This is a genomic window from Agrococcus sp. GW821-FHT14H11, assembly GCF_058803545.1.
In genome coordinates, this window is the sequence record NZ_JBXAPA010000005.1 from 169,656 (window position 1) to 185,660 (window position 16,005).

18 protein-coding genes are annotated in these 16,005 nt (G+C 73.9%); 11 read left to right on the forward strand and 7 right to left on the reverse strand.

The genetic code is table 11. The features are described from left to right. The first annotated feature begins 11 nt into the window (after positions 1-11). Complete coding sequence (fbaA, locus tag AC1RNL_RS07435) at positions 12-1,037, forward strand: class II fructose-bisphosphate aldolase (RefSeq protein WP_146357123.1); 1,026 nt, start codon at positions 12-14, stop codon at positions 1,035-1,037. Between the two features lie 55 nt (positions 1,038-1,092). On the opposite strand, the gene AC1RNL_RS07440 is transcribed toward fbaA, so the two are convergent. The 3 genes from AC1RNL_RS07440 to AC1RNL_RS07450 are packed head-to-tail and all read right to left on the reverse strand — an operon-like array spanning position 1,093 to position 2,790. Continuing rightward, on the reverse strand, positions 1,093-1,269 hold the full coding sequence (locus AC1RNL_RS07440; protein WP_246990588.1) for a hypothetical protein: 177 nt from the start codon (positions 1,267-1,269) through the stop codon (positions 1,093-1,095). Between the two features lie 2 nt (positions 1,270-1,271). Further along, entirely contained in the window at positions 1,272-1,721 is a 450-nt protein-coding gene (locus AC1RNL_RS07445) for a hypothetical protein (RefSeq protein ID WP_128190606.1), read from the reverse strand. 46 nt (positions 1,722-1,767) lie between these two features. Further along, on the reverse strand, positions 1,768-2,790 hold the full coding sequence (locus tag AC1RNL_RS07450) for a 4-hydroxy-3-methylbut-2-enyl diphosphate reductase (protein WP_146357409.1): 1,023 nt from the start codon (positions 2,788-2,790) through the stop codon (positions 1,768-1,770). Between the two features lie 70 nt (positions 2,791-2,860). On the opposite strand from AC1RNL_RS07450, the gene xseA reads away from it, so the two are divergent. The 8 genes from xseA (at position 2,861) to AC1RNL_RS07490 (ending at position 10,561) form a co-directional block, all read left to right on the forward strand. Then, positions 2,861-4,096 carry an exodeoxyribonuclease VII large subunit gene (gene xseA / locus AC1RNL_RS07455; protein WP_492934868.1) on the forward strand — a complete coding sequence of 412 codons (1,236 nt, stop codon included), beginning with the start codon at positions 2,861-2,863 and terminating at the stop codon, positions 4,094-4,096. Between the two features lie 32 nt (positions 4,097-4,128). Then, positions 4,129-4,389: an exodeoxyribonuclease VII small subunit gene (locus AC1RNL_RS07460; RefSeq protein WP_146357119.1), complete on the forward strand. Its 261-nt coding sequence runs from the start codon at positions 4,129-4,131 to the stop codon at positions 4,387-4,389. Next, positions 4,386-5,030 (forward strand): DUF4245 family protein, encoded by a 645-nt coding sequence (locus AC1RNL_RS07465; RefSeq protein ID WP_492934869.1) that lies wholly within the window; start codon positions 4,386-4,388, stop codon positions 5,028-5,030. Before AC1RNL_RS07460 ends, AC1RNL_RS07465 begins: the two co-directional genes overlap by 4 nt. Positions 5,031-5,093: 63 nt before the next feature. Then, on the forward strand, positions 5,094-6,500 hold the full coding sequence (locus AC1RNL_RS07470; protein WP_492934870.1) for a class II fumarate hydratase: 1,407 nt from the start codon (positions 5,094-5,096) through the stop codon (positions 6,498-6,500). A 230-nt stretch (positions 6,501-6,730) separates the two neighbouring features. After that, positions 6,731-7,417, forward strand: coding sequence for a hypothetical protein (locus AC1RNL_RS07475; RefSeq protein WP_310121508.1), 687 nt, complete (start codon positions 6,731-6,733; stop codon positions 7,415-7,417). Continuing rightward, on the forward strand, positions 7,410-8,030 hold the full coding sequence (locus AC1RNL_RS07480; protein WP_400531341.1) for an RNA polymerase sigma factor: 621 nt from the start codon (positions 7,410-7,412) through the stop codon (positions 8,028-8,030). The genes AC1RNL_RS07475 and AC1RNL_RS07480 overlap by 8 nt, the downstream gene beginning before the upstream one ends. Positions 8,031-8,039: 9 nt before the next feature. Further along, on the forward strand, positions 8,040-10,088 hold the full coding sequence (locus AC1RNL_RS07485) for a prolyl oligopeptidase family serine peptidase (RefSeq protein ID WP_492934871.1): 2,049 nt from the start codon (positions 8,040-8,042) through the stop codon (positions 10,086-10,088). Further along, on the forward strand, positions 10,085-10,561 hold the full coding sequence (locus tag AC1RNL_RS07490) for a tetratricopeptide repeat protein (RefSeq protein WP_400531345.1): 477 nt from the start codon (positions 10,085-10,087) through the stop codon (positions 10,559-10,561). The genes AC1RNL_RS07485 and AC1RNL_RS07490 overlap by 4 nt, the downstream gene beginning before the upstream one ends. Positions 10,562-10,802: 241 nt before the next feature. Here AC1RNL_RS07490 and AC1RNL_RS07495 read toward each other — a convergent pair whose 3' ends face one another. From AC1RNL_RS07495 to AC1RNL_RS07510, 4 genes are all read right to left on the reverse strand, one after another. Continuing rightward, positions 10,803-11,474, reverse strand: a complete 672-nt coding sequence (locus AC1RNL_RS07495) for a methionine ABC transporter permease (protein WP_400531347.1) — start codon at positions 11,472-11,474, stop codon at positions 10,803-10,805. Beyond that, positions 11,471-12,502, reverse strand: a complete 1,032-nt coding sequence (locus AC1RNL_RS07500) for a methionine ABC transporter ATP-binding protein (RefSeq protein WP_400531349.1) — start codon at positions 12,500-12,502, stop codon at positions 11,471-11,473. Before AC1RNL_RS07500 ends, AC1RNL_RS07495 begins: the two co-directional genes overlap by 4 nt. A gap of 83 nt (positions 12,503-12,585) precedes the next feature. Beyond that, positions 12,586-13,479, reverse strand: a complete 894-nt coding sequence (locus AC1RNL_RS07505) for a MetQ/NlpA family ABC transporter substrate-binding protein (protein ID WP_400531351.1) — start codon at positions 13,477-13,479, stop codon at positions 12,586-12,588. A gap of 82 nt (positions 13,480-13,561) precedes the next feature. Then, the gene (locus AC1RNL_RS07510; protein ID WP_400531353.1) at positions 13,562-14,119 is read right to left on the reverse strand and encodes a prepilin peptidase; all 558 of its coding nucleotides are present in this window, start codon (positions 14,117-14,119) and stop codon (positions 13,562-13,564) included. Positions 14,120-14,405: 286 nt separating this feature from the next. Here AC1RNL_RS07510 and AC1RNL_RS07515 point away from each other — a divergent pair, with 286 nt between their 5' ends. Both AC1RNL_RS07515 and AC1RNL_RS07520 read left to right on the forward strand, forming a co-directional pair. Continuing rightward, the gene (locus tag AC1RNL_RS07515) at positions 14,406-15,215 is read left to right on the forward strand and encodes a DUF4397 domain-containing protein (protein WP_310121537.1); all 810 of its coding nucleotides are present in this window, start codon (positions 14,406-14,408) and stop codon (positions 15,213-15,215) included. Between the two features lie 2 nt (positions 15,216-15,217). Further along, a complete protein-coding gene (locus AC1RNL_RS07520) occupies positions 15,218-15,961 on the forward strand; it encodes a class F sortase (protein ID WP_492934872.1) in 744 nt (247 codons plus the stop codon). The last annotated feature ends 44 nt before the right edge of the window (positions 15,962-16,005 follow it).

Sequence of the window (16,005 nt, forward strand, 5' to 3'; positions counted from 1 at the left end):
CAGGAGCCGCAATGCCCGTCGCAACGCCAGAGCAGTACGCAGCGATGCTCGACAGCGCGAAGGCCAACGCCTTCGCGTACCCCGCCATCAACGTGTCGTCGTCGTCGACGATCAACGCCGTGCTGCAGGGCCTCGCCGAGGCCGGCTCCGACGGCATCATCCAGGTCACCACCGGCGGCGCCGACTTCTTCGCCGGCCAGAGCGTCAAGAACCGCGCCGGCGGCGCCATCGCCTTCGCCCGCTACGTCACCGAGGTCGCGAAGGCCTACCCGATCACCGTCGCGCTGCACACCGACCACTGCCCGAAGGACGCGCTCGACGGCTTCGTCATGCCGCTCCTCGAGGCGAGCGAGGAGGAGGTGCGCGCCGGCCGCGCTCCCCTGTTCCAGTCGCACATGTGGGACGGCTCCGCCGTGCCGCTCGAGGAGAACCTCGAGATCGCGAAGCAGATCCTCCCCCGCACCGCGGCCCTCCACCAGATCCTCGAGGTCGAGATCGGCGTGGTCGGCGGCGAGGAGGACGGCGTGAGCCACGAGATCAACGACCAGCTCTACACGACGCTCGACGACGCGATCGCGACCGTCGAGGCGCTCGGCCTCGGCGAGCAGGGCCGCTACATGGCGGCGCTCACCTTCGGCAACGTGCACGGCGTCTACAAGCCGGGCAACGTGCGCCTGCGCCCCGAGCTGCTCGGCCAGATCCAGGCGGGGCTCGCCGAGAAGTACGGCACCGGCCCGAAGCCGCTCGACCTCGTCTTCCACGGCGGCTCCGGCTCGACCGACGAGGAGATCGCCGAGGCGGTGCGCAACGGCGTCGTGAAGATGAACATCGACACCGACACGCAGTACGCGTACACGCGCTCGGTCGCGCACTCGATGTTCTCCAACTACGACGGCGTGCTGAAGGTCGACGGCGAGGTCGGCAACAAGAAGGTCTACGACCCCCGCTCGTGGGGCAAGGCGGCCGAGACGGCCATGGCCGCGCGCGTGGTGTCGGCGACGCAGCAGCTCGGCTCGGCCGGCTGGTCGGGCAAGTAGCGAGGACGCACGAAGCGCCCCTCCGCGGAGGGGCGCTTCGTGCGTTCTGGGTCGACTACAGGCCGTTGAAGCCACGCTGCTGGTTGCGCACGCCCGTGTCGGCGCCCGGCTGCTGATCGCGCTCGTCGTTGCCGCCCGCGGTGTGCGGGTCATCGTACGTGCGCACGCCGGAGCCGGTGAGGTTGCGCCAGAAGCGCCCCAAGCGCTGCGCGAGCGTGAGCTTCTTCGCCATCGTCACTCCCAGTCGTCGTCGCCGGTGTCGACGATGCGGTCGGTGCCCTCGGGGAGCACCGTGTCGTCGACGCCGTTGTCGTCGGTGTCGACGCCCGCCTGCGTGCCGCCGTGCTCGTCGGGGATGTCGGCCGGGTCGTCGCCCTCGAACTCCTCGTCGCGCGCCTCGGAGCCCTCGGGGGCGTCGTCGTCGTCGATCTCGTCGAGCTCGTCGGTCGCGAGCACGCGGTCGTCGTCGGCGGGCTCCCCCATCGACTCGTCGAAGTCCTCACCGTCGGCCATCTGGTCGGCCCACTGGTCGGGGTCGGAGTCGCCGCCGCCGTCGACCGGCGTCGTCGAGATGGCGCCGCTCGCCTCGGGGGCGTCGTCGACCTGGTCGCGGTCGATCTCGCTCGCCTGACGGACGGCATCCGTGGGGTTGGCGGTGTCCTCGCCTCGAAGCTGATCAGTCATGACGCGAGCGTATCGACGGGCGCTGGGAGTCCGCCAGGAGATCCGGTCAGCGCTGGCGGCTGGGCCGCAGCTCCTTGGGGAGCGAGAAGATGAGGTCCTCCTCGGCGGTGCGCACCTCGGTGACGTCGCGGTAGCCGGCGTCCTCGAGCTCGGCGAGCACCTCGCGCACGAGGCCCTCGGGCACGCTCGCGCCGCTCGTCACACCGACGCTGCGCACGCCCTCGAGCCACTCCTGCTGGATCTCGGTCGAGAAGTCGACGCGGTAGGCGGCCTTCGCCCCGTACTCGAGCGCGACCTCGACGAGGCGCACCGAGTTCGAGGAGTTGGCGCTGCCGACCACGATCACGAGGTCGGCGTCGGCGGCCACCTTCTTGATCGCGACCTGGCGGTTCTGGGTGGCGTAGCAGATGTCGTCGCTGGGCGGGTCCTGCAGGTTGGGGAACCGCGCGCGCAGCCGGCGCACCGTCTCCATCGTCTCGTCGACCGAGAGCGTGGTCTGGCTGAGCCAGACGAGCCGGTCGGGATCCTGCACCTGCACGGTGTCTGCCTCGTCGGGGTTGTTGACGATCGTGACCCGGTCGGGCGCGTGGCCCGCGGTGCCCTCGACCTCCTCGTGCCCCTCGTGGCCGACGAGCAGGATCTGGAAGTCGTCGCGCGCGAAGCGCATCGCCTCGCGGTGCACCTTCGTCACGAGCGGGCACGTCGCGTCGATCGCCGACAGGCCACGGTCGGCGGCGGCCTGCACGACGGCCGGGCTCACCCCGTGCGCGCTGAAGATGACCCGCGCGCCCTCGGGCACCGCATCCACCTCGTCGACGAAGATCGCGCCCTCGCGCTCGAGCTCGGCGACGACGTGCTTGTTGTGCACGATCTGCTTGCGCACGTAGATCGGCGCGCCGTGCTGCTCGAGCGCCTTCTCGACCGCGAGCACCGCGCGGTCGACGCCGGCGCAGTAGCCGCGCGGCGTGGCCAGCAGGATGCGCTTGCCGCCCTCGACGGGGAGGTCCTGGAGCCGACCCCGGCGGAGCGCCGGACGCGGGGCGTCGAGCGGGACTCGTCCGTTCGTGATCGTCACCGGTCCAGTCTACGTTGGTCTCCGACGGGCCGCCTGGGCGGCGGGGCGCGACGACGGGAGCGGCATGGCCGAGCGGATCACCGGCACGCCCGACGAGCCGTGGAGCGTCGAGCGGCTGGGCGCCGAGCTGAAGTCGTACATCGGCCGGCTCGGGCACCTGTGGGTCGAGGGCGAGATCACGCAGTGGTCGAACTCGCGCGGCAACGTCTTCGGCAAGCTGAAGGATGTCGCGGGCGACTCCACGGTCGCCTTCAACGTCTGGTCGTCGACGCTCTCGCGCATCGAGGGCGAGTTCTCGCAGGGCGACCGCGTCGTCGCGCTCGTGAAGCCCGACTATTGGCCGCGCGGCGGCACGCTGTCGATGGTGACGGCGCAGCTGCGGCACGTCGGCATCGGCGACCTGCTCGCGCGCCTCGAGGCGCTGCGCCGGTCGCTCGCCGCCGAGGGCCTCTTCGACGCGGCGCGCAAGCGCCCCCTCCCCTTCCTGCCCGGCGTGGTCGGGCTCATCACGGGGCGCGACTCCGACGCCGAGAAGGACGTGCTGCGCAACGCCCAGCTGCGCTGGCCGGGCGTGCGGTTCCGGGTCGAGCACGCCGCGGTGCAGGGCGACCAGACCGTGCCGACCGTGCTCGCCGCCCTCGCGCGGCTCGAGGCCGACCCCGAGGTCGACGTGATCGTGATCGCGCGCGGCGGCGGCGACTTCCAGAACCTGCTCGGCTTCAGCGACGAGTCGCTCGTGCGCGCGGTGGCCGCCGCGACCACGCCGGTCGTGTCGGCGATCGGCCACGAGAACGACCGCCCGCTGCTCGACGACGTCGCCGATCTGCGCGCATCCACGCCGACGGATGCGGCGAAGCGGGTCGTGCCGGACGTCGCCGAGGAGCTCTCCCGCATCGCGCAGGCGCGGGCGATGCTGCGCGCCCGGGTGACGCAGCACGTCGCCCGCGAGGCCGAGCGGCTCGAGTCGTTCCGCTCGCGGCCGGCGCTCGCGAGGCCCGAGACGATGATCGAGAGCCGCGCCGACGACCTCGCGCGGCTCACCGCGCGCGCCGACGAGCTCGCCGGGCGCGTCGTCGAGCTGGGCGGCCAGCAGCTCGGCCACCTGCGGCAGACGCTGCGCGCGCTCAGCCCGCAGTCGACGCTCGACCGCGGCTATGCGGTCGTGCAGGCGGAAGGCGGGTCGGTGCTGCGCGCTGCGGACGCGGCCCGACCCGGCGACCGCCTGCTGGTCACCGTCGCGTCCGGCAGCCTCGACGCATCCGTCGTCGCCGTGCGTCCCGACGACGCCGCGACCGCCTGACGGCCGTCAGCGCCCGCGTCTAGACTGGCTCCGTGACCTCCCCCGACCCCCAGTCGCCCGCCGACGCGCCCGTCGCCGAGCTCGGCTACGAGCAGGCGCGCGACGAGCTCGTGCGTGTCGTGCAGGCGCTCGAGTCGGGCGGCGCGACCCTCGAGGAGTCGCTCGCGCTGTGGGAGCGGGGCAGCGCCCTCGCCGACCGCTGCGAGGAGTGGCTGCAGGGCGCGAAGGCCCGGCTCGACGCCGCGCGCGCCACGGCGCCCGCCCCGACCGCCGACGGCGCCGAGCGGGCATGAGCCGCAAGCAGCCCCGCACGCCCCGCGTCGTCGCCGAGCTCGGCCGCCCCGAGACGCCCGAGGAGACCGCCGCCCGCAAGGCGGCCGCCTCGCGCCGGCACCGCGAGAACCAGACGTTCAGCAACCTCGTCGTCGCCGTCGTCGCGTGCCTCGCGGTCGTGCTGGTGATGGTGCTCGTCGTGCTGCGCCCCGACGTCTCCCCGCGCGAGCCGATCGACGTCGCGGCCGCGGCCGCCGCGGCCCAGCCGACCGTCGACGAGGCGCTCATCGCGCCCGACCTGCCCGAGGGATGGGCGTCGAACGCCGCCGAGATCCGCACCGGCGGCGACGACGTCACCACCTGGTACGCCGGCTACGTCACGCCCGGCGAGCAGTTCCTCTCCTTCACGCAGGCCCTCGACGCGAACCCGACCTGGCTCGCCTCCGCCATCGAGGAGGCACCGCAGACCGGCGAGCGCGAGATCGGCGGCCTCACCTGGCGCGAGCACGACCAGCGCGACGCCGAGGATCCCGGCAACCTCGCCTACGTCCTCACGACCGAGGCCGGCGCATCCACCGTCGTCATCGCCGGCACCGCCGACGACGCCGAGGTGCAGGCCTTCGCCGAGGCCGTGAGCGCCGCGCTCGCCGACGCGGGCTGAGCCCGCCGCCCGCTCCCCCACACCCGAAGCACGACACCGCAGCAACAGGAAGGCACTTTCGACGTGAACGCCGAGACCGAGTACCGCATCGAGCACGACACCATGGGCGAGGTGCGCGTGCCCAAGCACGCCCTGTACGCCGCCCAGACGCAGCGCGCGGTCGAGAACTTCCCCATCTCGGGCTCGGGCCTCGAGCCCGCGCAGATCGTCGCCCTCGCGCGCATCAAGCGCGCCGCCGCCATCGCCAACCGCGAGCTCGGCATCCTCGAGGCCGACGTCGCCGACGCGATCGTCGCCGCCGCCGACGAGGTCATCGGCGGCGCGCACCACGACCAGTTCCCCGTCGACACGTACCAGACCGGCTCCGGCACCTCCTCGAACATGAACATGAACGAGGTGCTCGCGACGCTCGCGACGAAGCACCGGGGCGAGGCGGTCCACCCCAACGACCACGTGAACGCCTCGCAGTCGTCGAACGACGTCTTCCCCACCTCGGTGCACATCGCGGTCACCGGTGCGCTCGTCGAGCAGGCGATCCCCGCGCTCGAGCACCTCGCGGGCGCGCTCGAGGAGAAGGCGACGCTGTGGGCCGACGCCGTGAAGCCCGGCCGCACCCACCTCATGGACGCGACGCCCGTCACGCTCGGCCAGGAGTTCGGCGGCTACGCCGCGCAGGTGCGCTACGGCATCGAGCGCATCCAGGCGGCGCTCCCCCGGGTCGCCGAGGTGCCGCAGGGCGGCACGGCCGTCGGCACCGGCATCAACACCCCGCTCGGCTTCCCCGAGAAGGTCATCGCCGAGATCGCCGCCTCGAGCGGGCTGCCGATCACCGAGGCGCGCAACCACTTCGAGGCGCAGGCCAACCGCGACGGCCTCGTCGAGGCATCCGGGGCGCTCCGCACCATCGCCGTGTCGCTCACCAAGATCAACAACGACCTGCGCTGGATGGGCTCGGGCCCCAACACGGGCCTCGGCGAGCTGCGCATCCCCGACCTGCAGCCGGGCTCGTCGATCATGCCCGGCAAGGTCAACCCGGTCGTGCCGGAGGCGGTGCTCATGGTGTGCGCGCGCATCATCGGCAACGACGCGACGGTCGCGTGGGCGGGCGCCTCGGGCTCGTTCGAGCTCAACGTGCAGATCCCGGTGATGGGCACGGCGCTGCTCGAGTCGATCCGCCTGCTCTCGAACGCCTCGCGCGTGCTCGCAGACAAGACCATCGCGGGGCTCGAGGCCGACGTCGAGCGCGCCGCGGCGCTCGCCGGCATGAGCCCGTCGATCGTCACGCCGCTCAACCGCCTCATCGGCTACGAGGCCGCGGCGAAGATCGCGAAGCACTCGGTCGCCCAGGGCATCACCGTGCGCGAGGCCGTGATCGACCTCGGCTACGTCGAGCGCGGCGAGCTGAGCGAGGCCGACCTCGACAAGGCGCTCGACCTGCTCTCGATGACGCACCCGGGCGTCGCGAAGTAGCCGCCCTCCACGAGGGGCATCCGCCGCGGCGGGTGCCCCTCCGTCGTCTGCGCTGCCGTGCACGATGCAAGCCGGCGCGCGGCTCCGCGCGGCGCGGCCGCCCGATCGTGCCGATCCGCAGCCGGAGCGCGCGCTCGGGCTTGCGTTGTGCGGAGGTCGCACGATCGAGCTTGGGACGGATCGTGTCGCCACGCGCATGTGCAGGGTGACCCACGATGCTGGAGGCCACCATGGATGAGCTCGAGACGATGCTGCGCGACGCCGACCCCGGGCGAGCCGTGCGCGAACGCTCGCACGAGGGCGGTGCTCTCCGTGCCGCCGCGAGCGCGCTCGTGCACGAGGCTCGCCGCGCGACCGATGCTCCGGCAGCACGGAGGCGCGGCTCGAGGCGGGTCGCGATCGGCGCGATGGCCGCCGTGCTCATCGCGGCGCCGGCCGGGATCGCATGGGCGTCGGGCGGCCTGCAGGCCGCATTCGGCGAGTGGTTGGGCGCCGACTCGCTCACCAGCCCGACGGTGCGCACGGCATCGACGGGCGAGGGCTGCGCGGTCGGCGCTTGGCTCACACCCCGCACCGACCGGGACGATGGCGCCGTCCTCGAGTTCTCCTGGTCGCCAGACCTCGTCCAGCTGACCGGAGCGAGCGGCGGCGCACAGCCGCAGCACATCGCGTACACGTGGCTCGGCGAAGGCGCGCCCGCGTCGTTCGACCAGCAGGCGTTCGACCGGGTCGCCACCTGGGCGTCCGCCCGCGACTGGGACGCGGAGGTGGACGCGCTCGTCGCGGCCGGCATCCCGACCGACCGGCTCGCGGTCGCGCTCAGCGACCGGTTCCTCGAGGCCGGCACCGCGGCAGGCGTCCTGCCCGAAGCCTCGGCTGCCCTCATGACCAGCACGGTCTGCGGCACCGATGGCTGAGCGCGACGGCCGCCTGGCCGCGCTCGCCGCCGACGTCGCGGACGACCTGCTCGCCTACTTCCTCCGGCGCATCCCGTCGCCGGAGGACGCCGCCGACCTGCTCGGCGACACGCTCCTCGCCCTCGCGGCCGGCGCCGACCGCATCCCCGACGACGCAGAGGACGCACGACGATGGGCGTTCGGCGTTGCTCGGCGCACGCTGCTGGCCGGGCGCAGGCGGCACGTGCAGCGCGCGCAGCGCGACGAGCACCGACGCGCCGCGCTCCGAGCCGCGGCGATCGACGCGGCGGGCCACCCGGGCTCGGAGCGCGACCTCCTGCGCCGCCGCGTGCGCGACGCAGTGCGGACGCTCCCGCAGCGCGACCGCGAGCTCCTGATGCTCGTCCACTGGGACGGGTTCAGCCTGCAGGAGGCCGCGCTCCACCTGGGGATCCGCGCATCCACGGCGAGCACTCGGCACGCGCGCGCGAAGGCGGCGCTCCGCAGCGTGCTCGACTCTGCTCCCGACGCGACCGCGGAGCGCGAACGCGCGCCCGGCATCCGCGCGGGCCTCCGGCGCGTCGGCGACCCGGCCAACCCTGCTCGATCGAACGTCGGGCCGCAGCCGACGTAGTGTGGGCGGATGCGCTACCCCGAGGTGAAGAGAGACGGCACGGTCGAGCAGGTCCACGGGGAGGCGATCGCCGACCCCTACCGCTGGCTGGAGGACGGCGACTCGGCCGAGACGCGCGCCTTCATCGAGGCGCAGAACGCCTTCGCCGAGCCGATCCTCGCCGCGCTGCCCGCGCGCGCCGCGTTCCGCGAGCGCCTGACGGCGCTGCTCGAGGCGCCGACCCGCGGCTGCCCGTGGATCCGCGGCGGCCGGGTCTTCGCCTGGCACAGCGACGGCCAGAACCAGCCGGTGCTCGTCACCGCCGACTCGGTCGACGAGCTCGAGGGCGCCCGCGTGCTGCTCGACCCCAACGCGCTCTCGGACGACGGCACGGTCGCCGTCACCGTCGCATCCGTCTCCCCCGACGGCGCGCTGCTCGCCTACGGCGTGGCCGACGGCGGCTCCGACTGGCGCACGATCCGGGTGCGCGACGTCGCGACCGGCGAGGACCTCGGCGACGAGATCCCGTGGACGAAGTGGAACTCGCCCGTCTGGCTGCCGGGCGGCCGCGCGTTCTCGTACTGGGCGTACGACGCCCCCAGCGGCGACGCGCTCACCGACGAGATGGGCGCGGGCCGCCTCATGCGGCACGAGGTCGGCACCGACGTCGCCGACGACGCCGTGCTCTTCGCCCGCCCGGACGAGCCGAGGCTGTTCGCGCGCCACTGGCCGCGCGACGACACGTGGTTCGTGCTCTCGACCGACACCGGCTCCTCGAGCGGCAACGACCTCGCCGCCCGCCGGCACGGCGACGACGAGCTGCGCCAGCTGGTCGTCGGCCACGAGCACGAGTGGAACGCGATCGGCGTGCACGAGGGGCTGCTCTACGCCGTCACCGACGCGGATGCGCCGCGGTACCGGCTCGCCGCGTTCGACCTCGCCACGGGCCAGGAGCGCACCGTCGTGCCCGAGCACGCCGAGGACGTGCTGCTCGACGCCTCCCTCACCGCCGCGGGCCTCGTGCTCGAGTACTCGCACGACGCGAGCCACCGCATGCAGCTCGCGACCTTCGACGGCGTGCTCGGCGACGACGTGCCGCTCGGCGAGGGGATCTCGATCACCGGCTCGGAGGCGAGCGCGACGAGCGGCACGGTGCTCGTCGCGACCTCGAGCTTCGTCGACCGCGGCACCCGCCACGTCGTCGAGGTCGACGGCGCCCGGCTCGTCGCGCACCGCACGCTCCCGACGCCCGGACCCGCCGCCCCCGCGGCGACGACCACGCGCATCCGAGCCGCGTCGAGCGACGGCGAGACGGTGCCGGCGTTCCTCGTGCGCCCGGCGGGCGACGACGGCGCAGCGCCGCGCCCGACCCTCATCTGGGGCTACGGCGGCTTCAACATCCCGATGAACCCCGGCTTCCGCGCGGTGCTCGCCGCGTGGGTCGACGCGGGCGGCGTGCTCGTCGTGCCGAACCTGCGCGGCGGCGGCGAGTTCGGCTCCGCGTGGCACAAGGGCGGCACGAAGGAGCGCAAGCAGCAGGTCTTCGACGACCTCTACGCGATCGCCGAGCACCTCCTCGAGACCGGCGTCACCACCAGCGACCAGCTCGCGCTGCACGGCCGATCGAACGGCGGCCTGCTCGCCGGCGCGGCGCTCACGCAGCGCCCCGAGCTGTGGGCCGCGGTGCTGCCGGGCGTCGGCGTGCTCGACATGCTGCGCTACCACCGCTTCACGATCGGCTGGGCGTGGGCGAGCGACTACGGCGATCCCGACGAGGCGGCGGCGCACGCGTACCTGCGCGCCTACTCGCCGCTCCACAACGTGCGCGAGACGGCGCATCCGCCGACCCTCATCACCACGGGCGACCACGACGACCGCGTCGTACCGGCCCACTCGTTCAAGTTCGCGGCCGAGCTGCAGCGGGCGCAGGCGGCCGCGGGGGCGGATGCGCCGGTGCTGCTCTCGGTCGACACGCGAGCCGGGCACGGGATGGGCAAGCCGAAGGACGCCGCGGCGCTCGAGTTCGCCGACCAGCTCGCCTTCGCCGCGCACCACACGGGCCTGCAGGCGGAGGCGTGAGCGCCTGGGAGGCCGGCGTCGCGGCGGTCTGGGCCGACGAGTCGCTGGGCGACGAGGAGAGGATCGAGCGGATGCGCGCGCTCGGCCCAGCGGCGCCGCATCCGTCGGTCGCGCTGTTCGAGCTCGCCAGCGCGCACGACGCCGCAGGGCTGGAGGCCGAGGCCGAGGCGCTGTACGTGCAGGCCGTCGATGCCGGGCTCGCGCGGGCCGACGGCACGCGGGAGGCGCACCGGCGGATCCAGCACGCGTCGACGCTGCGGAGCCTCGGTCGGTACGACGAGGCGATCGCGATGCTGCGCGATGCCGCCGACCATCCCGAGGTGGGCGCGGCACGCGAGGCGTTCCTGGCGCTCGCGCTGCACAGCGCCGGCCGTCCCGATGAGGCGCTGCGGGTGGCGATCGAGGCGCTCGTGCCGGCGATCCCGCTGTACCGGCGGGCGCTGCGGGGCTACGCGGCCGATCTCACCGGCTGACCGAGCCGGACGCTCGACGAGGCGCGCCTGGCGCGCGGCCCGGCCGCGGTGCACAACGCAAGCCCGCGCGCGCATTCGCGCGGCTGTTCGCGGGCCGGGCCGCGTTCTGCCGCCACTTGGCGCTGCCGGGCTTGCGTTGTGCGCGAGCCGCGCGCCGGGGCCCGCGCGGCGGAGCCCGGCGCGGCGGGGCGCGGCACGGCAGTGCCTGCCCGGCCGATCTCGCCGGCTGGCGCACCGCGCGTCAGCGCCGCAGCACGACCCGCGAGAGCACGTTGCCGACCGCTTGCACGATCTGCGTGATGATGATGATGACGATGAGCGCGCTCCAGGTGACGACCGGTTCGAACTGCCGGAAGCCGTAGGAGAGCGCGTAGTCGCCGAGGCCGTCGCCGCCGACGATGCCTGCGACCGCCGACATGTCGATGAGCGCCACGATCGCGAAGGTGAATCCCAGGATGAGCGGCCCGAACGCCTCCGGCAGGATGACCGTGCGGATGATGCGCCAGGGCCCGGCGCCCATGGCGCGCGCCGCCTCGATCACGCCCGGATCGACCGAGACGAGGTTCTGCTCGACGATCCGGGCGATGCCGAAGGTGGCGGCGATCGAGATGGAGAACACGATCATCTCGTTGCCGATGCCGGTGCCGATCACCAGGCGCGCGATCGGCTGCATCGCGGCGAGGAAGATGATGAACGGGATGGGTCGGAACGTGTTCACGAGCACGTTCAGCACCCAGAACACGACGGGCTGCTCGAGCACGCCGCCCTTGCGCGTGACGTAGAGCGCGGTGCCGACGACGAGACCGGCGCTGCCGCCGAACAGCAGCGAGAGCGCGACGAGCCACAGCGTGACGCCGGTCTGCTCGAGGAGCGCGGGCAGCAGTCCGGCCACCTGATCGATGAGCTCCGTCATGCGCGCACCTCCTGCACCTGCACGCCTGCGCCGATGCCGGCGAGCGCGCTCTCGACGGCGTCGGCGTGCCCGCGCACCGCGATCGTCAGCAGCCCGTACACGCGCCCCTGGATGTCGTCGACGCCGCCGTGGACGAGCTGGAAGTCGACGCCCGCGCGCGCGAGCGCGGCGAACACGCGGGCGTCGGATGCGCCGGTGTCGGTGAACGAGATCGTGAAGAGCCTGCCCTCGTGGCGGGCGCGCAGCGCCTCGAGCGCCTCGCCGTCGGGCAGCGCGCGCACGACGGTGCGCACGAAGCGCTTGGCCGTGTCGGTCTCGGGGCGCGTGAACACGTCGTAGGTGTCGCCGCTCTCGACCACCCGACCGCGATCCATGACCGCGACCTTCCGCGCGATGCGGGCGATGACATCCATCTCGTGCGTGATGACGACGATCGTCACGCCGAGCTCGCGGTTGACGCGCGCGAGCAGGTCGAGCACCTCGTCGGTCGTCTCGGGGTCGAGCGCGCTCGTCGCCTCGTCGGCGAGCAGGATCGAGGGGGATGCGGCGAGCGCGCGGGCGATGCCGACGCGCTGCTGCTGGCCGCCGGAGAGCTGCTCGGGGTAGGCGTCGGCCTTGTCCTCGAGGCCGACGAAGCGCAGCAGCTCGTCGACGCGCGCCGTCCGCTCGGCGCGCGGCATGCCGACGACCTCGAGCGGGTAGGCGACGTTGCCCCGGATCGTCCGCGAGCGCAGCAGGTTGAAGCGCTGGAAGATCATGCCGATCCCCTGCCGCACCCGGCGCAGCTCGGCCGCCGACAGGCTCGTGATGTCGACCCCGTCGACCTCGATGGCCCCGGCTGTGACGGGCTCGAGCCCGTTGATCAGCCGCACGATCGTCGACTTGCCGGCACCGGAGTAGCCGATGACGCCGAAGACGTCGCCGCGCTCGATCGAGACGGTGACGCCGTCGACGGCCGCGACGGGCGCACCGCCGCGCCGGGAGGGCGGGTAGGACTTGCTGACGTCGGTGAGCTGGATGTGTGGCATGTCGCCTTCGGGTCGAGGGGAGCGGATGTGTCGTGCCGGCAGCGTGCGCCAGCGGGCTCCGGGGTTCCGGAGCCCGCCCCGCATCAGCCCTGCAGCGCCTCCTCGACCTCGGCGAGCGAGGCCTGGAGCTCGTCGGCGGGCGTCGTCGCGAAGACCGCGGTGCCGCCGGAGGTCTCCAGGAGGCCGTCGAGCACCTCCTGGTCGCCCTGGAAGATCTCCACCAGGCGCAGCAGCACCTCGTCGTCGGCGTCGTCGGCGCGGGTCGCGAAGATGTTGACGTAGGGCAGCGCGGAGGGGTCGCTCGGGTCGTCGGCGTACAGCGCGTCCTGCGCTGAGAGGCCGGCCGGCCCGAGGAAGTCGTTGTTCACGACGGCGCCCGCGACGTCGGGCAGCGAGTTGACGGTGAGCGCGGCGTCGACGGCTTCGACCTGCACGCGCGATGCGGGCAGCACGTCCTCGAGCGTCGAAGCGGAGCTGCCGCCGCCGGCCAGCTCGATGAGGCCTGCGGACTGCAGCACGAGCAGCCCGCGCGCCTGGTTGACGGTGTCGTTGGGCACGACGACCGTCTCGCCGTCCGGGATCTCCTCGGGCGAGGCGTACTTGTCGGAGTAGAGCCCGAGCGGGTAGATCGCGGTCGCGCCGATCGGCTGCAGGTCCTCTCCCGAGGACACGTTGTAGTCGGCGAGGTACTGGATGTGCTGGAACTGGTTCACGTCGAGCTCGCCCTCGCTGAGCGCAGGGTTCGGTTGCGTGTACTCGGTGAAGTCGATGATCTCGAGCTCGATGCCCTCGGCCTCCACGGCCTCCTCGTAGACCGCCCAGTACGGGTCGGAGGCGCCGACGACGCCGAGCTGCACGGGGTTGTCGGCGGAGCCGAGCTCGGCATCTGCGGCGCCGCCGGCGCTGCAGCCGACGAGCGCGACGGCGAGGCCGAGCGAGCCGGCGATGGCGAGCGGGCGGATGCGTCGGATGGGCATGGTGGCTCCTTCAGGATGCGGTGGGTGCTCACCACGGTAGGAAGGCGGCCCGGCCCGCCGCGAATCGACGTGTCACGAACCGTCACAGAGCGCCGACGACGGCAGCTGCTGCCGCGAGCGCGTTCCCGGCCAGCAGCCAGGGTCCGAACGCGAGCGTCGGCCGGCCGGTCGCGAGCGCCGCGCATCCCGCGATGCCGCCGACGACGACCGAGGCGCCGAGGCCTGCCAGCGGGACGGCCCACCCGAGCGTCGCGGTGGCGAGCGCCAGCCCGCCTCCGAGCTTCACATCACCCATGCCCATGCCGCCCGCATCGGCCATGACGAGCAGGAGCGCGCAGCCCGCGAGGGCCACGAGCGGCGAGAGATCGCCGGTCGCGAGCCGCGCGAGCCCGGCGAGCGCCGCGGCTGCGAGCAGCGGCAGCGTGAGCACGTTCGGCAACCGGCGCTCGGCGAGATCGATGCGCGTCAGCGCCGGTGCGATGAGCGCCGCGGCGGCGAGCGGGACGACGGCCACCGCATCCGCTCCCCCGCTCGCGAGCGCCCACGCGGCCGCCCCGGCGAGCGGGAGCCCGACCGCATCGGTCGGCCGCAGCCGCAGCGGGGGCCGCGGCGGGTCTGCGGCGGCGAGGGTGCTCGTCACGCCGCCAGGCTAGCCACGGTGCCGCGGGCGCCGCGGCCGCTCTCCACAGCCGGCACCCGATCCCGGCTCGCCCGGGCGCCGGCGCCGGCGGGACGCTCGGTTCCGGTACGGGATTGCGGATGGGGGCGGCCTGGACCAGCGATCCGGTACCGGAGCGCTGCTGCGCGCGGCCGGTCGCGACACGCCCGGGATGCACGAAGCCGGCGCCGCTGCAACCGATCCGGGGTGCCGCTCCGATATGGGGGCAGACGGCGCACGGTGCGCCGCAGACAGCAAGGAGATCACCATGAAGCGCAAGCTCGCGATCGGCGCCGGCGCCGCTCTCGCTCTGGCGACCCTCGGCGGTGCGCCCGCGTTCGCGGCCGACCACGAGTCCACCGTCTCGGTGCTGCACGGCGTCCCGGGGCTCACGGTCGACGTCTACATCAATGGCGAGGAGGCCATCAGCGACTTCGAGCCCGGCACCCTCACCGACCCGATGATGCTCGCCGCAGGCAGCTACGACATCCAGGTCTTCGCCGACGGCGAGACCCCCGACTCGGGCGAGCCGGCCATCGAGGCCATGGGCGTCGAGGTGCCCGGCGGCGCCAACCTGACGCTCGTCGCCCACCTGACCGAGAGCGGCGAGCCGACCCTCGGCGCGTTCGCGAACGACACCGAGCCCGTCGCCGCCGGCGAGGCCCGCCTCACGGTGCGCCACCTGGCCGCCGCGCCGACCGTCGACATCCGCGCGAACGAGAGCGTCGTCGTCGAGGGCCTGTCGAACCCGGATGAGGCCTCGCTCGAGACCGCAGCCGGCACCGTCTCGGCCGACGTGGTGCTCACCGGCACCTCCGACGTCGCGATCGGCCCGGCCGACCTCGAGCTCGCCGAGGGCGTCAACACCATCGTGACCGCGTGGGGCAGCGCTGAGGACGGCAACCTGGCGCTCGCGGTGCAGACGGTCGAGGCGCACAGCGCCCCGAGCGGCGTGCCCTCGGGCCTCGGCGGCAACGCGCAGCAGTCGGCCCTGACGGCGCTGCTCGCCTTCGCGGCGGCGCTCGGCCTGGCCACCGTCGCGGTGCGCCAGCAGCGCCTCGCCAAGGAGCGCGGCTGATCATGCGCACCACCGACGGGCTCTCGCCGCGCACCGCGCGGCGGGAGCCCGCTCGGCGCGCGCGGGGGCGTCGCGCCGTGGCGCTCGTCGCGGCGGTCGCCGCGGTGGGGGCGGCGGCGTTCGGCGTCTGGCAGCTGATCCCGCGGCCGGTCGAGCCGGCGGCGCCGAGCGTGGGCGCCCCGGCCACGGCTGCGCCGACCCCCGCCGCGTCGCCCGACGCGACGAGCGAGGCGCAGGCGGCTGCCGTGCCGACCGGCGTCGGCACGCGCGACGCCTCCCCGGGCGCGGCAGCGGCGACGGATGCGCCGACCGAGGTGCGCGTGCCCTCCGTGGGCCTCGCGCTCGACGTCATCCCGGTCGGGGTGCGCGAGGACGGCCAGATGGATGTGCCCGAGCTCGTGCGCGAGGTGGGCTGGTACCGCTTCGGGCCGGAGCCCGGCGCGACCGAGGGCTCCTCGGTGCTCGCCGCGCACGTCGACAGCGACCGGGGCCCGGCGCCCATGTCGGAGATCCTGGATGCGGTCCCGGGCGAGTCGGTCGCGATCACGACGGCCTCGGGCGACCAGCTGCGCTACCGCATCACGACCGTCGAGCAGCTCTCGAAGGACGAGCTGCCGCTCGACGCGATCTTCGCCCGCGACGGCGACCACGTGCTGCGCCTCATCACGTGCGGCGGCGAGTGGGACGCCGCGGCGGGCGCCTACGAGGACAACATCGTCGTCACGGCCGTGCCCGATGCCTCGTGATCGGGTGGCGGCCCATGACCGCGCGGAGAGGGTGATACGTTCTG

What these genes read in the sequence shown, in the direction of transcription:
- xseA (WP_492934868.1), top strand. Translation starts at nt 2,861, where the DNA reads ATGGCCGAGCGGATCACCGGCACGCCCGACGAGCCGTGGAGCGTCGAG.
- AC1RNL_RS07495 (WP_400531347.1), bottom strand. Translation starts at nt 11,474, where the DNA reads ATGACGGAGCTCATCGATCAGGTGGCCGGACTGCTGCCCGCGCTCCTC.
- AC1RNL_RS07500 (WP_400531349.1), bottom strand. Translation starts at nt 12,502, where the DNA reads ATGCCACACATCCAGCTCACCGACGTCAGCAAGTCCTACCCGCCCTCC.
- AC1RNL_RS07520 (WP_492934872.1), top strand. Translation starts at nt 15,218, where the DNA reads ATGCGCACCACCGACGGGCTCTCGCCGCGCACCGCGCGGCGGGAGCCC.
- AC1RNL_RS07465 (WP_492934869.1), top strand. Translation starts at nt 4,386, where the DNA reads ATGAGCCGCAAGCAGCCCCGCACGCCCCGCGTCGTCGCCGAGCTCGGC.
- AC1RNL_RS07480 (WP_400531341.1), top strand. Translation starts at nt 7,410, where the DNA reads ATGGCTGAGCGCGACGGCCGCCTGGCCGCGCTCGCCGCCGACGTCGCG.
- AC1RNL_RS07475 (WP_310121508.1), top strand. Translation starts at nt 6,731, where the DNA reads ATGGATGAGCTCGAGACGATGCTGCGCGACGCCGACCCCGGGCGAGCC.
- AC1RNL_RS07485 (WP_492934871.1), top strand. Translation starts at nt 8,040, where the DNA reads ATGCGCTACCCCGAGGTGAAGAGAGACGGCACGGTCGAGCAGGTCCAC.
- AC1RNL_RS07505 (WP_400531351.1), bottom strand. Translation starts at nt 13,479, where the DNA reads ATGCCCATCCGACGCATCCGCCCGCTCGCCATCGCCGGCTCGCTCGGC.
- AC1RNL_RS07440 (WP_246990588.1), bottom strand. Translation starts at nt 1,269, where the DNA reads ATGGCGAAGAAGCTCACGCTCGCGCAGCGCTTGGGGCGCTTCTGGCGC.
- AC1RNL_RS07445 (WP_128190606.1), bottom strand. Translation starts at nt 1,721, where the DNA reads ATGACTGATCAGCTTCGAGGCGAGGACACCGCCAACCCCACGGATGCC.
- AC1RNL_RS07515 (WP_310121537.1), top strand. Translation starts at nt 14,406, where the DNA reads ATGAAGCGCAAGCTCGCGATCGGCGCCGGCGCCGCTCTCGCTCTGGCG.
- fbaA (WP_146357123.1), top strand. Translation starts at nt 12, where the DNA reads ATGCCCGTCGCAACGCCAGAGCAGTACGCAGCGATGCTCGACAGCGCG.